We start from the raw sequence: 15,850 nt of genomic DNA, 5'->3' as shown, positions 1-15,850 counted from the left end.
CGGTTCAACCCAAACCCGAAGGCTTTCCGCTGAACCGAGCCGCCCATCATAGCGGCTTTTTTGTTGCCGTCAATACCTTTTTGAGGAGGCTTTCGACGTCCCTTCCGCGTTGCTGTTGCGTTGCCGCAAGGCGTTGCGTCGGGGGAGGGAAAGTATGGCTGCAAACGCGGCGCTTGGGAAGGGGGTGTGAAAGATTTTTTCACTGCGCCGTCGCCAGACGCGCGTTATGCGATTCACACCACGCAGTAGATCGCATCGCATACCGCAGATCACGCTTGGAAGCCACTCGGCAGCGCCTCCGACAGCCGGCGCTTGGCCGCGTATTTAAGCCGAGACCAGGCTCACGCGGGCGAAGGTCCGCTTGCCCACCTGCAGAACGCCTTCGAATCCGGGCGCGAAATTCTGCTGCGGATCCTCGACCACTTCACCGGCGACGCGCACTGCGCGTTCCTTCAGCTTGCGGCTGGCCTCGGAGTTGCTGGCAGTCAGCCCAGCGGCGGTCAGCAACGCGGCGATCCGCAGCCCTTCGGCCGGCACCGTCACTTGCTGCAGCGGCAGTGCGCTGGTGTCGCCCTGCCCGGTCACCACCGCGTGCCAGCCGATGATGGCCTGTTCGGCCGCTGCCGCGTCGTGGAAGCGCGTGGTCAGTTCGCGCGCCAGGCGCAGCTTCACTTCACGCGGGTGCAGGCTGCCGGCCTGCACCTGCTGTTGCAGCTCCTGCGCCTCGTTCAGGCCGATCTCGAAGGACAGCAGTTCGATCCAGCGCCACATCAGCTCATCGCCGATCTTCATGGTCTTGGTGACGATGTCGATCGGCGGTTCGCTGATGCCGATGTAGTTGCCCAGCGACTTGGACATCTTGTTGACCCCGTCCAGGCCCTCCAGCAGCGGCATGGTCAGCACGATCTGCGCCGGCTGACCGTAGTGCTCCTGCAGGCCGCGGCCCATCAGCAGGTTGAACTTCTGGTCGGTGCCGCCCAACTCGACGTCGGCCTTCAGCGCTACCGAGTCGTAGCCCTGCACCAGCGGATACAGGAATTCGTGGATGGCGATGGATTGCTGCGCGGCGTAGCGCTTGGCGAAGTCGTCGCGCTCGAGCATGCGCGCCACCGTGTGCTGGCCGGCCAGGCGGATCATGTCGGCGGCGCTCATCTGCCCGAACCACTCGGAATTGAAGCGCACTTCGGTGCGCTCGCGGTCCAGCACCTTGAACACCTGCTCCTCGTAGGTGCGCGCGTTGGCGAGCACGTCCTCGCGGGTCAGCGGTTTGCGGGTGACGTTCTTGCCGGTGGGGTCGCCGATCATCCCGGTGAAGTCGCCGATCAGGAAGATCACCTGATGGCCCAGCTTCTGGAACTGGCGCATCTTGTTCAGCAATACGGTGTGGCCGATGTGCAGGTCCGGCGCGGTCGGGTCGAAACCGGCCTTCACGCGCAGCGGGCGGCCGGTGCGCAAACGCGCTTCCAGCTCTTCGCGCTTGAGGATTTCGTCGGCACCGCGGCCGATCAGGGCAAGAGACTCTTCAATCGTGGACAAAACGGAACTCCGACGGGTTGCATCCGGACAAACATGAATGGCGTTAAGTGCAAGTTAACCGCACGGCCGGCGAAAACTTGAGCCGGCTCAATGGTTTGACGCGCTGTTGATCGATGTTTATGGTAGCCGAGTTTTGAGCTCGCGCTTCGGGCTCACGAGGATGCCTTGATGCAGAACAGCGAAAGCGATCAGGAACGCGCGCGCAAGCAGCGCTTCCAGCAACGTCTCCATGTCCTTCACGACACCGCACTGCATCGGCAGCTGACCCAGCACTTCCCCACCGGCCGCTGGACGCGCCGCCACTGGATCCACGCCAGCCTGTTCGCCACCATCGGCGCGCTGGTGGCCACGATCGTGCCCGGCTTCTCCAATGCCATCGACGTGCCGCTGCAGACCACCCACGCGACGCTGCCGCTACCGTTGCCGCCGATCTCGCTGGCCCAGCAGCAGGGCGTGGCCGGCGACAGCTGGCAGGTGGTACGCATCCAGCCCGGGCAGACCCTGGGCGCGGTGTTCGAGCAGCTCGACATTCCGGCCACAGTGATGCACCAGGTGCTGGATCACCCAGGCACCCGCGAGGCGCTGACCAAGCTGCGCCCCGGCGCCGAGATCGGCTTCGACCTGCCTGTGGCCGGCAGCCTGCGCGGCATCCGCTTCGACCGCGACGCCACTCACCGGGTAGAACTGTCGCTGCTCGGCGACGACATCCGCGAGAAGGTGACCGAGCGCGAGACCAGCACCCGCACCGCGGTCATCAGCGGCGAAATCACTAGTTCGCTGTACGTGGCCGCGCGCAGGGCCGGGCTGTCGCCGTCGGCGATCGCGACGATGACCGACGAGATCTTCAAGTACGACATCGACTTCGACAAGGACCTGCAGCCGGGCGACCGCTTTAGCGTGGTGATGGACGAGACCTGGCGCGAAGGCGAGCGGATCGACACCAGCAAGATCCTCGCTGCGACCTTCACCACCCGCGGCAAGACCTACAGCGGCTTCCGCTTCGAGCAGAACGGCAAGCCGGCCGAATACTTCGACGTCACCGGGCGGCCGCTGAAGAAGAGCTTCATCCGCATGCCGGTGTCCTACAGCCGCATCAGCTCGACCTTCGGCGCGCGCAAGCATCCGGTGCTGGGCACCATGCGCATGCACAAGGGCATCGACTACGCAGCACCGTCCGGCACCCCGATCATGGCCGCCGGCGATGCCAAGGTGCAGTACGTCGGCACCCAGCGCGGCTACGGCAATGTGGTGATCCTGGACCACGGCAAGGGCTACAGCACGCTGTACGGGCACATGTCGCGCTTCGGCGGCATCAGGGCGGGCCAGCGCATCAACCAGGGTACGGTGATCGGCTTCGTCGGCATGACCGGCATGGCCACCGGTCCGCACCTGCACTACGAATTCCGCGTGGACGGGGTGCAGCGCAACCCGGCGTCGGTGACGATGCCGCCGCCCACGCCGCTGGCCGGCACGGAGCTGGCCGCGTTCCGTGCGCAGACCTCGCCGGCGCTGGCCCGCATCCAGCGCGTGGAGAAGCTGATCTACGCCGACGCGACGCCGGCGAAGAACGATGCATCGCCGAAGAAGAAGAAGACCGTCGCCTCGGCCAAGCCGGCGTCCAACGACGCCGGCTGAGCGCACGTCGCGTCCGGGGCAGGCGCCGATTGACGCGCCGCCGCCCCTCGCCCACGCTGCGGCGCTGACCGCTGCCCAGGCCTTGCCATGCCCGAACCGACCGCCACCGACGACGCCGCCCTGTTCCTGGGCCTGATGTCCGGCACCAGTGCCGATGGCATCGACGCCGCGCTGGTGCGCTTCGGCGCTGATGGCCAGGCGCAGCTGCGCCTGGGCCGCACCTATGCCTGGGCGCCGCGCCAGCGCGAGGCGTTGATCGCGCTGGGCGAAGGCGGCGACATCGATTCGCTGGACACGCTGGGCCGGCTCGATGCCGAAGTGGCGATCGCCTTCGCCGAGGCCGCGCTGCGCCTGCTCGAGGAGGCCGGGGTCGCGCCCGCCGAGGTGCGCGCGATCGGCTCGCATGGGCAGACCGTGCGCCACCGGCCGCTGGCCGATCCCGCTTTCACCTGGCAGCTGGGCGACGGCAACCGCATCGCCGAGCTGACCGGCATCGCCACGGTGTGCGATTTCCGCCGCCGCGACGTCGCCGCCGGCGGCCATGGCGCGCCGCTGATGCCAGCCTTCCATGCGGCGATGCTCGGCGCGGCGCACGAGGACCGGGCGGTGCTGAACCTGGGCGGCATCGGCAACCTGACCCTGCTGCCGGCGCACGGCGATGTCCGCGGCTTCGACACCGGTCCGGCCAACGCGCTGCTCGACGCATGGTGCCAGCGCCACCTGGGCCAGCCCTACGACGCCGGCGGCGCGTTCGCCGCCAGCGGCCAGGTCGACGAGGGCCTGTTGCAGCGCTTGCTGGGCGATCCCTGGTTCGCGCTGGCCCCGCCCAAGAGCACCGGGCGCGAGCAGTTCCACCTGCGCTGGGTGGATGCGCAGCTGGCGCCGGCCGCGCACCCGGCCGCGGCGGTGCAGGCGACCCTGCTGGAACTGACCGCGGCCACCGTCGCCGATGCGCTGCTGGCGCAACAGCCGGCGACCCGGCAGTTGCTGGTGTGCGGCGGCGGCGTGCACAACCCGCTGTTGCTGGCGCGGCTGCAGGCGCGGCTGCCCAGCGTGCAGGTGCTGTCGACCCAGGCGATGGGCCTGGATCCGGACTACGTGGAGGCGATGGGCTTCGCCTGGCTGGCGCGGCAGACCCTGGCCGGGCGGCCGGGCAACCTGCCGTCGGTCAGCGGCGCGCGCGGGCCGCGCATCCTGGGCGCCATCCACCTGGCGTGAGCGTAGCGCTGCGCGGCAGCGGCTCGGTCTGCGCCGATGGCCGCGGCGCGCGGCTCAGAATCCGGTGCCCGCCGGCAGCTCGCGCAGCGCGGCGATGGCCTCGGACAGCACATCCACTTCGGGGTTCTCGAAGCCGCTGCGCACTTCGTGCTCGCTGGCGAACAGGCCCTGCTCGATCAGGCTGAGCACGGTCTGGTGTTGGGTCCAGCCACGGGCCACGGCGATGCGGCGGATCCGATCGACCAGGATGGGGTCGATGTCGCGCAACAGCAGATCGGTCATGCGGACTCCCCAGCGGACGGCGGCGCACCCCATGCGCCGCGCCCATCATCCGCAACTCGCTGGAGGCTTTCAATCACCGGCGTGCCGATGCCTGCCTCGGGGACGCTGCAGCGTCCCCGGGCAGCGCCGATGCCGCGGCGGCCATCTGCGAGCGTCAGGAAGGCGCAGCGGCCGCGCGGCGGCGCTGCTGGAATATCAGCACCGTGCACAGGATCACCACGGGAATCGCCATCAGCGCGGTCCCGATGAAGAACAGCGCGTACCCTTCCAGCAGCGTGCGCCCTTGCGCCAGCGTCTGCACCGACCAGCCGGAGAAGCCTTTCAGGGCCTTGCCGGGCATGGCGTAGAACGAGCTGAGCAATGCGTACTGAGTGGCGGTGTAGCCAATGCTGGTCAGGCTGGACATGTAGGCGATCAACGCCGTGCCGGCGAAACCATTGGCGAAATTGTCGATCGCCATCGCCGTCGCGAAGCGGGGCAGGTCCGCCCCGTCGTAGGCCAGCCAGGCAAAGGCCAGGTTCGAACACGGGCCCAGGACGGCACCAGCCAGCAACGCGGCCAGCACGCCCCAGCGGACCGAGACCAGGCCGGCAGCGGCGATGCCGAAGAACGTCGCCACCAGGCCCACCGAGCCACGCACGGCGCCGACGATGTCTTCGGACAGGCCGAGGTCGACGTAGAACGGATTGGCCATAGGGCCCATCACAAAGTCCGCCAGGCGATAAACACTGATCGATAGCAGGATCAGGATAGCGGCGCTGCGGTGTTCCCGGAAAAAGGCAACAAACGGACCCAGCACCGCGTCGAACAAGCCCCGCGGCGTCCACAGTCGCGCCGTTTGCGCCTGCACGGCGGCAACCTCGCGCGCCATCAGCACGGCGGCCACGCCCACCGCCATCAGCGCCGCCATGACCTCGTAGGACACCTGCCACCCTACCCGCGCTGCGATCATCAGGATCAGCGCATCGGTGACCAGCAGCGCGGTGCGATAGCCCAGCGCCGATGAAGAGGTCAGCAGGCCGAGCTGTTCGCTGTTGTCGGCGATCTCGATGCGCCAGGCATCGATCACGATGTCCTGGGTCGAGGCAGCGAAGGCGACCAGGATCGCCATCACGCCGAACACGACGATGTGCTCCCAGGCAAGCCCCAGGAACAGCAGATTCCCGCCCTTGGGCTGGATCAGCGCCATGCCGACCAGACCCACCGCCACCACGATCTGCGACAGCAGCATCCAGCCGCGCCGGCGACCGAGCCTGCCCAACACGGGCACGTCGGTCTTGTCGACGATCGGTGCCCACAGGAATTTCAGCGAATAGGCCAGCCCGACCCAGGAGAGGAAGCCGATCGTGCTCAGGTCCGCGCCTTCCTTCCGCATCCAGAAGCCAAGCGTGTTGCCGACCAGGTACAGCGGCAATCCGGAACTGAAGCCCAGCAGCAGCATCGCCAGTACCTTGCGCTGACGAAGATTGGTCAGCACCTGCTTCCAGGACTGGCGGGGCTTGGCGGCGACGCTCATTCGCGGTAATCCACCACGAACGGCGCATGGTCGGAGAAGCGCTGCGCGGTGTAGATCGAGCAGCCCTGCAGGCGCTCGCGCAGCGACGGGGTCACGAACTGGTAGTCGATGCGCCAACCGACGTCGTTGGCGCGCGCGGCGCCGCGGTTGCTCCACCAGGTGTAGTCCTGGCCGTCCGGGTGCAGCGCGCGGTAGGCGTCGACCCAGCCGCGGCCGCCGGCCGGGTCGGCCTCCTCGGCGCGGTCGGCGCACAGGCCGTTGAGCCAGTCGCGCTCGGGCGGCAGGCAGCCGGAATTCTTCTGGTTGGACTTCCAGTTCTTGATGTCCAGCGCCGAACGCACGATGTTCCAGTCGCCGCACAGCACGTAGTCGCGGCCGCTGTTCAGCCACTCCACAAGGATCGGCCGCAGCCAGTCCATGACCTGGAACTTGTAGCCCTGGCGCAGTTCGCCCGACGAGCCGGAGGGGATGTAGAACGAGACCACGCTCAGGTTGCCGAAGCGCGCCTCCAGGTAGCGGCCCTCCTCGTCGAACTCGGGCCAGCCCAGCGCGGTGCGCACCTCGTCGGGCTCGCGCTTGCTGTAGATGGCCACGCCGCTGTAGCCCTTCTTGGTGCTGGCATCGCGGAACCAGGCGCGGTAGCCGTCCGGCAGGAACGCCGGCCCGGCCAGCTGATGCTCCTGCGCCTTGGTCTCCTGCACGCACAGCACGTCGGCGTGCTGGCCGGAGAACCACTCGAAGAAGCCCTTGGTGGCGGCCGAGCGCAGGCCGTTGGCGTTGAAGCTGATGATGCGCATGGAGGAAGAACCAGGATTCGGGATGGGGGGATTGGGGATTCGTGAAAGCGTACCCCATGCGTGGACGCTGCACGGCCGCGACCAGCTATGCTTTCACGAATCCTGTCATCCCCAATCGCGAATCCCTGCACTCCAATGACCGACTACCGGCAACGCTTCCTGCAACTGGCCCTGGACGCGCAAGCGCTGCGCTTCGGCGAGTTCACGCTGAAGTCCGGGCGCCTGAGCCCCTATTTCTTCAATGCCGGGCGCTTCGATTCCGGCGCCACGATGGTGCGCCTGACGGCGTGCTACGCCGATGCGGCCGACGCGGCCGGGCTCGATTTCGACCTGCTGTTCGGCCCGGCCTACAAGGGCATCCCGCTGGCGACCGCGCTGGCCTGCGAGTACGCGCAGCGCGACCGCAACCTGCCGCTGGCGTTCAACCGCAAGGAAGCCAAGGCGCATGGCGAAGGCGGCAGCCTGATCGGCGCGCCGCTGGCCGGGCGCCGGGTGCTGATCGTCGACGACGTGATCACCGCCGGCACCGCGATCCGCGAGGCGCTGGCCATCATCCGCGAAGCGGGCGGCATCCCGGCGGGAATCCTGGTCGCGCTGGACCGGCAGGAGATCGCCGGCGAGCACGACCGGCGCTCGGCGGCGCAGGCGGTGGCGGCCGAGGCCGGCATTCCTGTGGTGTCGGTCGCGCACCTGGGCGACCTGCTTGCATTCATCGATGGAAACGCGGACCTTGTCGGCTTCCGCGAACCGCTGCTGGCCTACCGGGCACGCTACGGCTGCGATCCGTCAGGCTGACAGCAGGGGGCTGCCACGATGCCGATCCAACAACGCTGGGGCCGCGCCTTGCCGGCCCTGCTCGTGCTGCTTGCACTGCCGGCCGCGGCGCAGCCGGCGCCGTCCAAGAAACTGTACTGCTGGAACCAGGGCGGGCAGCGCGTGTGCAGCGATGCGCTGCCGCCGGAAGCGGTGAACCAGGCGCGCGACGAATTCAACGCCAAGAGCGGGCTGCGCAGCGGCGTGGTCGGCCGCGCGCTGAGCGCCGAGGAACGCGCCGCGGCCGCCGCCGATGCCGCGCAGCAGCGCGCCGACCAGGCGGCGCTGGAGACGCGCAAGCGCACCGACCAGGCGATGCTGCTGTCGTTCCAGACCGAGGAGGAACTGCGCCGGGTGTTCTCCGAGCGCATCGGCATCGTCGACAACAACATCAACACCGCGCGCTACAACGTCAACAGCCTGCGCGAGGGCCTGGTCGGGGTGCTCGCCAACGCCGGCACGCGCGAGCTGGCCGGGCAGAAAGTGGCCGGCAAGATTGCCGAGGACGTGCAGCAGCGGCATCGTGCGCTGCTGTGGCAGCTGCGCATGCAGAAGAACTTCGAGCAGCAGCGGCTCGGCCTGGACCAGGAAATCGACGACACGCTGCAACGCTATCGCGCGGCGAAGCGGCCAGGTACGGCGGCAACCGCGACGACGACCGGCGGCTGAGGGCAGCGTCCGGCGAGAGGCAGTGCCGGGCGACTCCATTGCCGCGGCGGCAGGGATGTCGGGGCTAAGCCCCTCCTACAAATGCACCTGGCCTGCTGCTCACGCGTCTTGTGGGAGCGACTTCAGTCGCGACGAACGAAGCCAGGAGGATTGGGCGGCCCCCGAGATGCAGTCGGGGCTGAAGCCCCTCCCACAGTGCACCCAGCCGACTGTTCGCGCGTCTTGTGGGAGCGACTTCGGTCGCGACGAACGAAGCCAGGAGGCTTGGGCGGCCCCCGGGATGCAGTCGGGGCTAAAGCCCCTCCCACAGTGCACCCAGCCAGTTGCTCACGCGTCTTGTAGGAGCGACTTCAGTCACGACGAACGACGCCAGGAGGCTTGGGACGTCCACCGGGATGCAGTCGGGGCTGAAGCCCCTCCACAGTGCACCCAGCCGACTGTTCGCGTGTCTTGTGGGAGCGACTTCGGTCGCGACGAATGAAGCCAGGAGGCTTGGGCTGCCCCTCAGATGCAGTCGGGGCTGAAGCCCCTCCCACAGTGCACCCAGCCAGCTGCTCACGCGTCTTGCGGGAACGACTTCGGTCGCGACGAAATGAAGCCCATCGGACCCCGCGGCTGCGGATGCAGCCGGGGCCGAAAGCCCCTCCGGGGACTATGCGCGCCTCAGAATCCCGGTGCCAGCGACGGCAGCAGCGCCTGCAGTTGGCTGCGGAACAGGTCCTTGATCCGCTCCAGCGCGGCGCTGCTGTCGGCCTCGAACCGCAACACCAGCACCGGGGTGGTGTTGGACGCGCGCACCAGGCCCCAGCCGTCGGGAAAGTCCGCACGCAGGCCGTCGATGGTGAGCAGCCGCGCGCCCGCGAACGGCGAGTCGTCCTGCTGCGCCGCGGCGACCAGCTGCGCGACCAGCGCATGCGCGTCCTGCCCGTCCAGCGGCAGCTTGATCTCCGGCGTGGACACGCTGTCGGGCAGCTCGGCCAGCACCTCGGACGGGCTCTCCTCGCGCTGCGCCAGGATCTCCAGCAGCCGCGCCGCCGCGTACAGGCCGTCGTCGAAACCGTACCAGCGCTCCTTGAAGAAGAAGTGCCCGCTCATCTCGCCGGCCAGCTCGGCATCGGTCTCGCGCATCTTCGCCTTGATCAGCGAATGCCCGGTCTTCCACACCATCGGGCTGCCGCCGTTGCGCAGCACGTAGTCCGACAGCTTGCCGGTGCACTTGACGTCGTAGATCACCAGCGCGCCGGGATTGCGCTGCAGCACGTCGGCGGCGAACAGCATCAGCAGGCGGTCGGGATAGATCACCGTGCCTTCCTTGGTGACCACGCCGAGCCGGTCGGCATCGCCGTCGAAGGCGATGCCCAGGTCGGCGTCGAAGCGCTTCACCGTCTGGATCAGGTCTTCCAGGTTGTGCGGCTCGCTGGGATCGGGGTGGTGGTTGGGGAAGGTGCCGTCGACATCGCAATACAGCGGGATCACCTCCGCGCCGATCGCCTCCAGCAGCCGCGGCGCCAGTTCGCCGCCCACGCCGTTGCCGGCATCGGCCACCACCTTGAGCGGGCGGTCCAGCTGCACGTCGTCGGCGATGCGCTGGATGTAGTCGTCGCCGACGTCGCGCTGCTCCAGCCGCCCTGGTTCGGCCGCGGTCGGCAGGCGGCCTTCGCTGATCCGCGCGTACAGGTCGGTGATCGCCGCGCCGGACAGGGTCTCGCCGCCGACCACGATCTTGAAGCCGTTGTAGTCCGGCGGGTTGTGGCTGCCGGTCACCGCCACGCAGCTGCCGGCGCGCAGGTGGAAGCTGGCGAAGTACACCACCGGGGTCGGCGCCAGGCCGATGTCGGTGACGTGGCAGCCGGCGCGGCGCAGGCCTTCGATCAGCGCCGCCGACAGTTCCGGGCCGGACAGGCGGCCGTCGCGGCCGACCACCACCTCGTTCAGCCCCTGCTCCTGCATCACTGCGCCGATCGCCTGGCCGATCAGCGCGGCGACCTGCGGGCTGAGATCGCGGCCGACCACGCCGCGGATGTCGTAGGCGCGGAAGATGGCGGCCGGCACCGTCTGCGCCGGGGCCAGCCTCGCCGGCGCGGCCTCGCCCTCGGGCAACGGCGGCGCCGGCGGCGGCTCCTGCTGCTGCAGGCTCTGGCGCAGGGTGGGCTCCTGCTCGGCGCCCGCGGCGGCGGCCTTGGCGCGGCTGGGCCGCGGCAGGCGGCCGCGCGCGGCCAGCAGCACCGCCAGGGTCAGGAAGCCGAGCAGGCCGGCGACGATCAGGCATGGCAGCGCGTCCAGGCCGAGCGGGCCGGCCTCGGCGTCGGGCAATGCCGCGACCACCCGCAGCCCGGTCTTGCCGATCGGGCGCGACAACGCGTCGCCGTGGTCGGCCAGGCCGCTATCGCCGGCGCCGATCACGTCGTAGCTGCCCTGGCGCAACGCCAGGTAGCCGCTCGCCGGGACCGTGGCCTGCGCCACCGGTGCGGTCAGCACGCGCAGCGGCAGGCGCAGGTAGGCCACGCCTGGGCCCGTGCCCAGGGTCACCGGCGCCGCCAGCCCCAACCGCGCCCCGCCGCCGTCGCGCACCACCGCGCTGGCGACCGCGTCGGTCAGCAGCGCCTTCTCCAGCAGCGCCAGGCGGCCGTAGCCGAAGCGGTCCACGTCGGCGTAGCCGGCGCTCAGGTCGCCGGCCAGCACCTGCGCGTCTTCCGCTTCCTTCCAGCCTTCGCGCAGCGCTTGCGCCGCCGCGGCCGCGTCGCCGCGCGCCAGGGCGGCCTGCGCCGCGGGCTGCCGCAGTTGCTCAGAGAAGCGCTTGCCGGCCGCCGCCAGCGCCTGCGACGTCTGCGCCAGCACCGCGTCGCGCGCCTGCTCCAGCGCTGTGGCGCTATGCGCTTGGCGCCATTGCTGGGCGCCGCTCCAGCCGAACCATGCGGCCAGGATGGCCAGCAGCAGCGCCAGCAGCGGTGCCGCCTTGCGCAAACCGTCCGGCGCCGGCCGCCGTTGTGTTGCCTCGCTCATGCAGACGATCCCCTGTCAGCGCACTCCGGTATGGCCGAATCCACCCGTTCCCCTGGCGCTGTCGGCGAAAGTATCCACCACCTGCAGGGCTACGCGCACGACCGGCATCACCACCAGCTGCGCGATGCGGTCGCCGGGGGCGATGGTGAACGGCTCGCGGCCGCGGTTCCAGACGCTGATCAGCAGCGGTCCCTGGTAGTCGGCGTCGATCAGGCCGGTGCCGTTGCCGAGCACGATGCCGTGGCGATGGCCCAGCCCGGACCGCGGCAGGACCACCGCGCACAGCTGCGGATCGGCGATGTAGATGGACAGCCCGCTGGGGATCAGCGCGGTATCGCCCGGCGCCAGGGTCAGCGGCGCCTCGGTGGCCGCGCGCAGGTCGAGCCCGGCGCTGGCTTCGGTGGCGTAGTCCGGCAGCGGCCAGCTGTCGCCGAAGCGCGGGTCGAGCAGTTTGACCTGCAGCGGGTGCGGCGTCGGGGTGGTCATGCGTGCAGTCGCTCCGCGATCAGGGCCAGCAATTGTTCGGCCAGTTGCGCCTTGGACACGGCCGGGAAGCTCCGTGCGCCCTCCTGCCAATAGGCGGTGGCGGCATTCTGGTCGCTCTCGAAGCCGTTGCCGGCCACGCCCACCTGGTTGGCGATGATCAGGTCCAGGTGCTTGTCGGTGAGTTTGCCACGCGCGTAGCGCTCGATGTCGTGGGTCTCGGCGGCGAAGCCGACCACCAGTTTCAGCGCCTGGGTCTGCGCGGCGACCTCGGCCAGGATGTCCGGGGTGCGCACCAGTTCCAGGGTCAGCATCTCGCCGCTCTTCTTGATCTTCTGCGCGGCGACCTGCTTGGGCGTGTAGTCGGCGACCGCGGCGGTGCCGATGTAGATGTCGGCCGGCATCGCGCCCAGCACCGCTTCGCGCATCTGCGCGGCCGAGCGCACGTCGATGCGCTGCACGCCGTCGGGCGTGGGCAGGTGCACCGGGCCGCTGACCAGGACCACCGTGGCGCCCTGACGCGCGGCGGCGGCGGCCAGGGCATAGCCCATCTTGCCGCTGCTGCGGTTGCCGAGGTAGCGCACCGGGTCCAGGTCCTCGTAGGTGGGGCCTGCGCTGATCAGCAGGCGCAGGCCGTGCAGCGCGCCGGAAGCGGCCGTCGCGGGCACCGCAGCGGCCGCGGGGGCATGCGCGGGCGCGGCGCGGCCGCCGGCCAGCGCGGCGACGATCTGCTCCGGCTCGGCCAGGCGCCCAGGACCGGACTCGCCTTCGGCCAGCGGGCCGTCGTTCGGTCCGATCACGCCGGCGCCGCGCTGGCGCAGCGTGGCGACATTGGCCTGGGTGGCCGGATGCAGCCACATGCGGTGGTTCATCGCCGGGCACACGGTCAGCGGCGCGGCGCTGGCCAGGCACAGCGTGGTCACCAGATCGTCGGCCAGGCCGTGGGCGAGCCGCGCCAGCAGGTCGGCGGTGGCCGGCGCCACCAGCACGTGGTCGGCCCAGCGCGCCAGCTCCAGGTGGCCCATCGCCTGCTCGGCGGCGCTGTCCCACAGGCTGGTGCGGGTCGGCTGCGCGGACAGTGCCTGGAAGCTCAGCGGCGTCACGAACTGCTGCGCGCCGGCGGTCATCGCCACCTGCACCTCGGCACCCGCCTCGCGCAGCCGCCGCACCAGTTCCAGCGCCTTGTAGGCGGCGATGCCGCCGCCCACGCACAACAGCACACGCCGCCCCTGCAGGGGCCCCTCGAAAGTACCGGTCACGTCGGGAATGTCCTACCCATGCAAGAACGATTAGCTTACCCGATGGCCCTTTGCGGCCCTGATACCGTTGCGCCATATCGCCCGCCAATCTGGCGATATGCACATATCCGACTGGCCCTGCGACGAACGCCCCCGGGAGAAGCTGCTGGCACGCGGCACCCGGGCCCTCTCCGACGCCGAACTGCTGGCGATCTTCCTCGGCTCCGGCCTGGCCGGCAGCGACGCGGTCCGTACCTCGCGCGACCTGCTGCAGCGGCACGGCCCGCTGCGCGCGCTGCTCGATCGTCCGCCCGGCGAACTGGTCAGGCTGCCGGGGCTGGGCCCGGCGCGGGCCTGCCAGCTGGCGGCCGCGCTGGAGCTCGGCCAGCGCCACCTGGCCGCCGAACTGGAACGCGGCACCACCCTGACCGACCCGGCCACGGCCGGCCGCTACTTCGCGCAACGGTTGCGGGCGTGGCCGCACGAGGTGTTCGCGGTGCTGTTCCTGGACACGCAGCACCGCTCGCTGGCGTTCGAGGAGCTGTTCCACGGCACCCTGGACGGCGCCGAGGTGCATCCGCGCGAAGTGGTGCGGCGCGCGCTGACGCACAACGCGGCAGCGGTGATCATCGGCCACAACCATCCCTCCGGGAACCGGGAACCCTCGCCCGCCGACTACGCCGTCACCCAGCGCCTGAAGCAGGCGCTGGGGCTGGTGGACATCCGCCTGCTGGACCACTTCATCGTCGGCGACGGCGCGCCGGTGTCGATGGCGGCGCGCGGCTGGGCCTGAGCCGGGCGTGGAGGTCGCCAAAGCGCTGCGGCCGTCGGGCTCCGGGGCTCGAACACCCGGTCCCGAATCCCGCCGTCGCCGGACGGCCTGAGGTCGGGCTGAACCCGGCACGGCCCGGGAGGCGGCGGGTCGGGTAAAATCGCCGGTTCCGCGCTTCAAGCAGAGATCACGTGAAATCCCAACTCCGCGCCCTGATCGGTCAAGGCATCGAAGCCTTGCGCGCCAATGGCACCCTGCCGGCCGACACCTTGCCGCCGGACTTCGTGGTCGAGCGGCCCAAGACCCGCGAGCACGGCGACTTCGCCACCAACGTCGCGATGCTGCTGGCCAAGGCCGCGCGCGGCAATCCGCGCGCGCTGGCCCAGCAGCTGGTCGCCGCGTTGCCGGCCAACGACGACGTGACCCGGGTCGAGATCGCCGGCCCCGGCTTCATCAACTTCCACCTCGGCCCCGGCGCCTACCAGCGCGAAGTGCTGGCGGTGATCAAGCAGGGCGAGGACTACGGCCGCAGCCTGGTCGGCAACGGCCGCACCGTGGGCGTGGAATACGTCTCGGCCAATCCGACCGGCCCGCTGCACGTGGGCCACGGCCGCGCCGCGGCGATCGGCGACTGCCTGGCGCGGCTGCTCGAGGCCAACGGCTGGAACGCCAAGCGCGAGTTCTACTACAACGACGGCGGCGGCCAGATCGAGAACCTGGCGCGCTCGGTGCAGGCGCGCGCGCAGGGCAAGACCCCCGACAGCCCCGACTGGCCGGAAGAAGGCTACCGCGGCGACTACATCCAGGACGTGGCCAACGCCTACCTGGCCGGCGACTCGGTGGACCTGGAAGGCCATCTGGTCACCGGCGCCAAGGATCCGAACGACCTGGAGGCGATCCGCCGCTTCGCCGTGGCCTACCTGCGCAACGAGCAGAACCACGACCTGGCCGCGTTCGGCGTCGATTTCGACATCTACTTCCTGGAAAGCTCGCTGTACCGCGACGGCAAGGTCGAGGAGGCGGTGCAGAAGCTGATCGCCTCCGGCCACACCTACGAGGAAGGCGGCGCGCTGTGGCTGAAATCGACCGATTTCGGCGACGACAAGGACCGGGTGATGCGCAAGTCCGACGGCAGCTACACCTACTTCGTGCCGGACGTGGCCTATCACCTGACCAAGTGGCAGCGCGGCTACGTGCGCGCGATCACCGAGCTGGGCGCCGACCACCACGGCTCGCTGGCGCGGGTGCGCGCCGGCCTGCAGGCGATGGACCTGGGCATCCCCAAGGGTTGGCCGGAATACGTGCTGCACCAGATGGTCACGGTGATGCGCGGCGGCGAGGAAGTGAAGCTGTCCAAGCGCGCCGGCAGCTACCTGACCCTGCGCGACCTGATCGAGGAAGCCGGCCGCGACGCCACGCGCTGGTTCCTGATCGCGCGCAAGCCCGATTCGCAGCTGACCTTCGACATCGACCTGGCGCGCCAGCAGAGCAACGACAATCCGGTGTTCTACGTGCAGTACGCGCATGCCCGCGTGTGCAGCCTGCTGCGCCAGGCGCAGGAGAAGAAGCTGGACTACGACCAGGCCGACGGCCTGGGCCAGCTGAACCGGCTGAACGATGCGACCTCGCTGGAATTGATGCTGGAACTCTCGCGCTACCCGGAAGTGGTGGAGAATGCGGGGCATGTGCTGGAGCCGCACCTGATCGCGCAATACCTGCGCGAACTGGCGACCGCGTTCCACACCTGGTACCACGGCACCCCGGTGCTGGTGGACGATGCGAGCGAGCGCAACGCCAAGCTGACCCTGGCGGTGGCGGCGCAGCAAGTACTGGCGAATGGCCTGAACCTCCTGGGCGTGTCGGCCCCGGAAAAAATGTGAGTGGAGAA

At 69.7% G+C, this 15,850-nt stretch carries 14 protein-coding genes; 6 read left to right on the top strand and 8 right to left on the bottom strand.

The genetic code is table 11. The features are described 5' to 3' along the window. A partial coding sequence (locus VDQ83_RS16630) for a hypothetical protein (RefSeq protein WP_455435764.1) occupies window positions 1–203 on the bottom strand: 203 nt, incomplete at its 3' end. A 121-nt stretch (window positions 204–324) separates the two neighbouring features. Next, on the bottom strand, window positions 325–1,536 hold the full coding sequence (gene tyrS, locus VDQ83_RS16625; protein WP_455435763.1) for a tyrosine--tRNA ligase: 1,212 nt from the start codon (window positions 1,534–1,536) through the stop codon (window positions 325–327). A gap of 168 nt (window positions 1,537–1,704) precedes the next feature. Between tyrS and VDQ83_RS16620 the strand changes: the two genes are divergently transcribed. Then, the gene (locus tag VDQ83_RS16620) at window positions 1,705–3,171 is read left to right on the top strand and encodes a peptidoglycan DD-metalloendopeptidase family protein (RefSeq protein ID WP_455435762.1); all 1,467 of its coding nucleotides are present in this window, start codon (window positions 1,705–1,707) and stop codon (window positions 3,169–3,171) included. A gap of 87 nt (window positions 3,172–3,258) precedes the next feature. Then, on the top strand, window positions 3,259–4,389 hold the full coding sequence (locus VDQ83_RS16615) for an anhydro-N-acetylmuramic acid kinase (protein ID WP_455435761.1): 1,131 nt from the start codon (window positions 3,259–3,261) through the stop codon (window positions 4,387–4,389). Between the two features lie 54 nt (window positions 4,390–4,443). On the opposite strand, the gene VDQ83_RS16610 is transcribed toward VDQ83_RS16615, so the two are convergent. The 3 genes from VDQ83_RS16610 to VDQ83_RS16600 all read right to left on the bottom strand — a co-directional run bounded on the left by VDQ83_RS16610 (window position 4,444) and on the right by VDQ83_RS16600 (window position 6,984). After that, window positions 4,444–4,671, bottom strand: a complete 228-nt coding sequence (locus VDQ83_RS16610; RefSeq protein WP_309918960.1) for a hypothetical protein — start codon at window positions 4,669–4,671, stop codon at window positions 4,444–4,446. Between the two features lie 154 nt (window positions 4,672–4,825). Next, the gene (locus VDQ83_RS16605; protein WP_455435760.1) at window positions 4,826–6,187 is read right to left on the bottom strand and encodes an AmpG family muropeptide MFS transporter; all 1,362 of its coding nucleotides are present in this window, start codon (window positions 6,185–6,187) and stop codon (window positions 4,826–4,828) included. Next, complete coding sequence (locus tag VDQ83_RS16600) at window positions 6,184–6,984, bottom strand: exodeoxyribonuclease III (protein WP_263396050.1); 801 nt, start codon at window positions 6,982–6,984, stop codon at window positions 6,184–6,186. The genes VDQ83_RS16605 and VDQ83_RS16600 overlap by 4 nt, the downstream gene beginning before the upstream one ends. 135 nt (window positions 6,985–7,119) lie before the next feature. Between VDQ83_RS16600 and pyrE the strand changes: the two genes are divergently transcribed. Both pyrE and VDQ83_RS16590 read left to right on the top strand, forming a co-directional pair. Continuing rightward, window positions 7,120–7,779 carry an orotate phosphoribosyltransferase gene (gene pyrE / locus VDQ83_RS16595; RefSeq protein ID WP_263396051.1) on the top strand — a complete coding sequence of 220 codons (660 nt, stop codon included), beginning with the start codon at window positions 7,120–7,122 and terminating at the stop codon, window positions 7,777–7,779. A gap of 18 nt (window positions 7,780–7,797) precedes the next feature. Continuing rightward, complete coding sequence (locus VDQ83_RS16590; RefSeq protein WP_455435759.1) at window positions 7,798–8,466, top strand: hypothetical protein; 669 nt, start codon at window positions 7,798–7,800, stop codon at window positions 8,464–8,466. A 663-nt stretch (window positions 8,467–9,129) separates the two neighbouring features. On the opposite strand, the gene VDQ83_RS16585 is transcribed toward VDQ83_RS16590, so the two are convergent. Genes VDQ83_RS16585 through coaBC form a run of 3 tightly spaced genes read right to left on the bottom strand, consistent with a single transcriptional unit; the run spans window position 9,130 to window position 13,211 of the window. Further along, entirely contained in the window at window positions 9,130–11,469 is a 2,340-nt protein-coding gene (locus VDQ83_RS16585; protein WP_455435758.1) for a phosphomannomutase/phosphoglucomutase, read from the bottom strand. A gap of 15 nt (window positions 11,470–11,484) precedes the next feature. Next, window positions 11,485–11,955 (bottom strand): dUTP diphosphatase, encoded by a 471-nt coding sequence (gene dut / locus VDQ83_RS16580; RefSeq protein ID WP_263396054.1) that lies wholly within the window; start codon window positions 11,953–11,955, stop codon window positions 11,485–11,487. Further along, window positions 11,952–13,211 (bottom strand): bifunctional phosphopantothenoylcysteine decarboxylase/phosphopantothenate--cysteine ligase CoaBC, encoded by a 1,260-nt coding sequence (coaBC, locus tag VDQ83_RS16575; protein ID WP_455435757.1) that lies wholly within the window; start codon window positions 13,209–13,211, stop codon window positions 11,952–11,954. The genes dut and coaBC overlap by 4 nt, the downstream gene beginning before the upstream one ends. Before the next feature lie 97 nt (window positions 13,212–13,308). On the opposite strand from coaBC, the gene radC reads away from it, so the two are divergent. Both radC and argS read left to right on the top strand, forming a co-directional pair. Beyond that, complete coding sequence (gene radC, locus VDQ83_RS16570; protein ID WP_263396056.1) at window positions 13,309–13,983, top strand: RadC family protein; 675 nt, start codon at window positions 13,309–13,311, stop codon at window positions 13,981–13,983. 170 nt (window positions 13,984–14,153) lie between these two features. After that, window positions 14,154–15,842 (top strand): arginine--tRNA ligase, encoded by a 1,689-nt coding sequence (gene argS / locus VDQ83_RS16565; protein WP_455435756.1) that lies wholly within the window; start codon window positions 14,154–14,156, stop codon window positions 15,840–15,842. The last annotated feature ends 8 nt before the right edge of the window (window positions 15,843–15,850 follow it).

This window comes from Xanthomonas sp. WHRI 7945 (genome assembly GCF_035026585.1).
The sequence above is the reverse complement of the archived record's forward strand: the minus strand, read 5'-3'. Positions and strand labels throughout refer to the sequence as shown.

What these genes read in the sequence shown, in the direction of transcription:
- VDQ83_RS16620 (WP_455435762.1), top strand. Translation starts at nt 1,705, where the DNA reads ATGCAGAACAGCGAAAGCGATCAGGAACGCGCGCGCAAGCAGCGCTTC.
- VDQ83_RS16615 (WP_455435761.1), top strand. Translation starts at nt 3,259, where the DNA reads ATGCCCGAACCGACCGCCACCGACGACGCCGCCCTGTTCCTGGGCCTG.
- VDQ83_RS16610 (WP_309918960.1), bottom strand. Translation starts at nt 4,671, where the DNA reads ATGACCGATCTGCTGTTGCGCGACATCGACCCCATCCTGGTCGATCGG.
- VDQ83_RS16605 (WP_455435760.1), bottom strand. Translation starts at nt 6,187, where the DNA reads ATGAGCGTCGCCGCCAAGCCCCGCCAGTCCTGGAAGCAGGTGCTGACC.
- VDQ83_RS16600 (WP_263396050.1), bottom strand. Translation starts at nt 6,984, where the DNA reads ATGCGCATCATCAGCTTCAACGCCAACGGCCTGCGCTCGGCCGCCACC.
- pyrE (WP_263396051.1), top strand. Translation starts at nt 7,120, where the DNA reads ATGACCGACTACCGGCAACGCTTCCTGCAACTGGCCCTGGACGCGCAA.
- VDQ83_RS16590 (WP_455435759.1), top strand. Translation starts at nt 7,798, where the DNA reads ATGCCGATCCAACAACGCTGGGGCCGCGCCTTGCCGGCCCTGCTCGTG.
- VDQ83_RS16585 (WP_455435758.1), bottom strand. Translation starts at nt 11,469, where the DNA reads ATGAGCGAGGCAACACAACGGCGGCCGGCGCCGGACGGTTTGCGCAAG.
- dut (WP_263396054.1), bottom strand. Translation starts at nt 11,955, where the DNA reads ATGACCACCCCGACGCCGCACCCGCTGCAGGTCAAACTGCTCGACCCG.
- radC (WP_263396056.1), top strand. Translation starts at nt 13,309, where the DNA reads ATGCACATATCCGACTGGCCCTGCGACGAACGCCCCCGGGAGAAGCTG.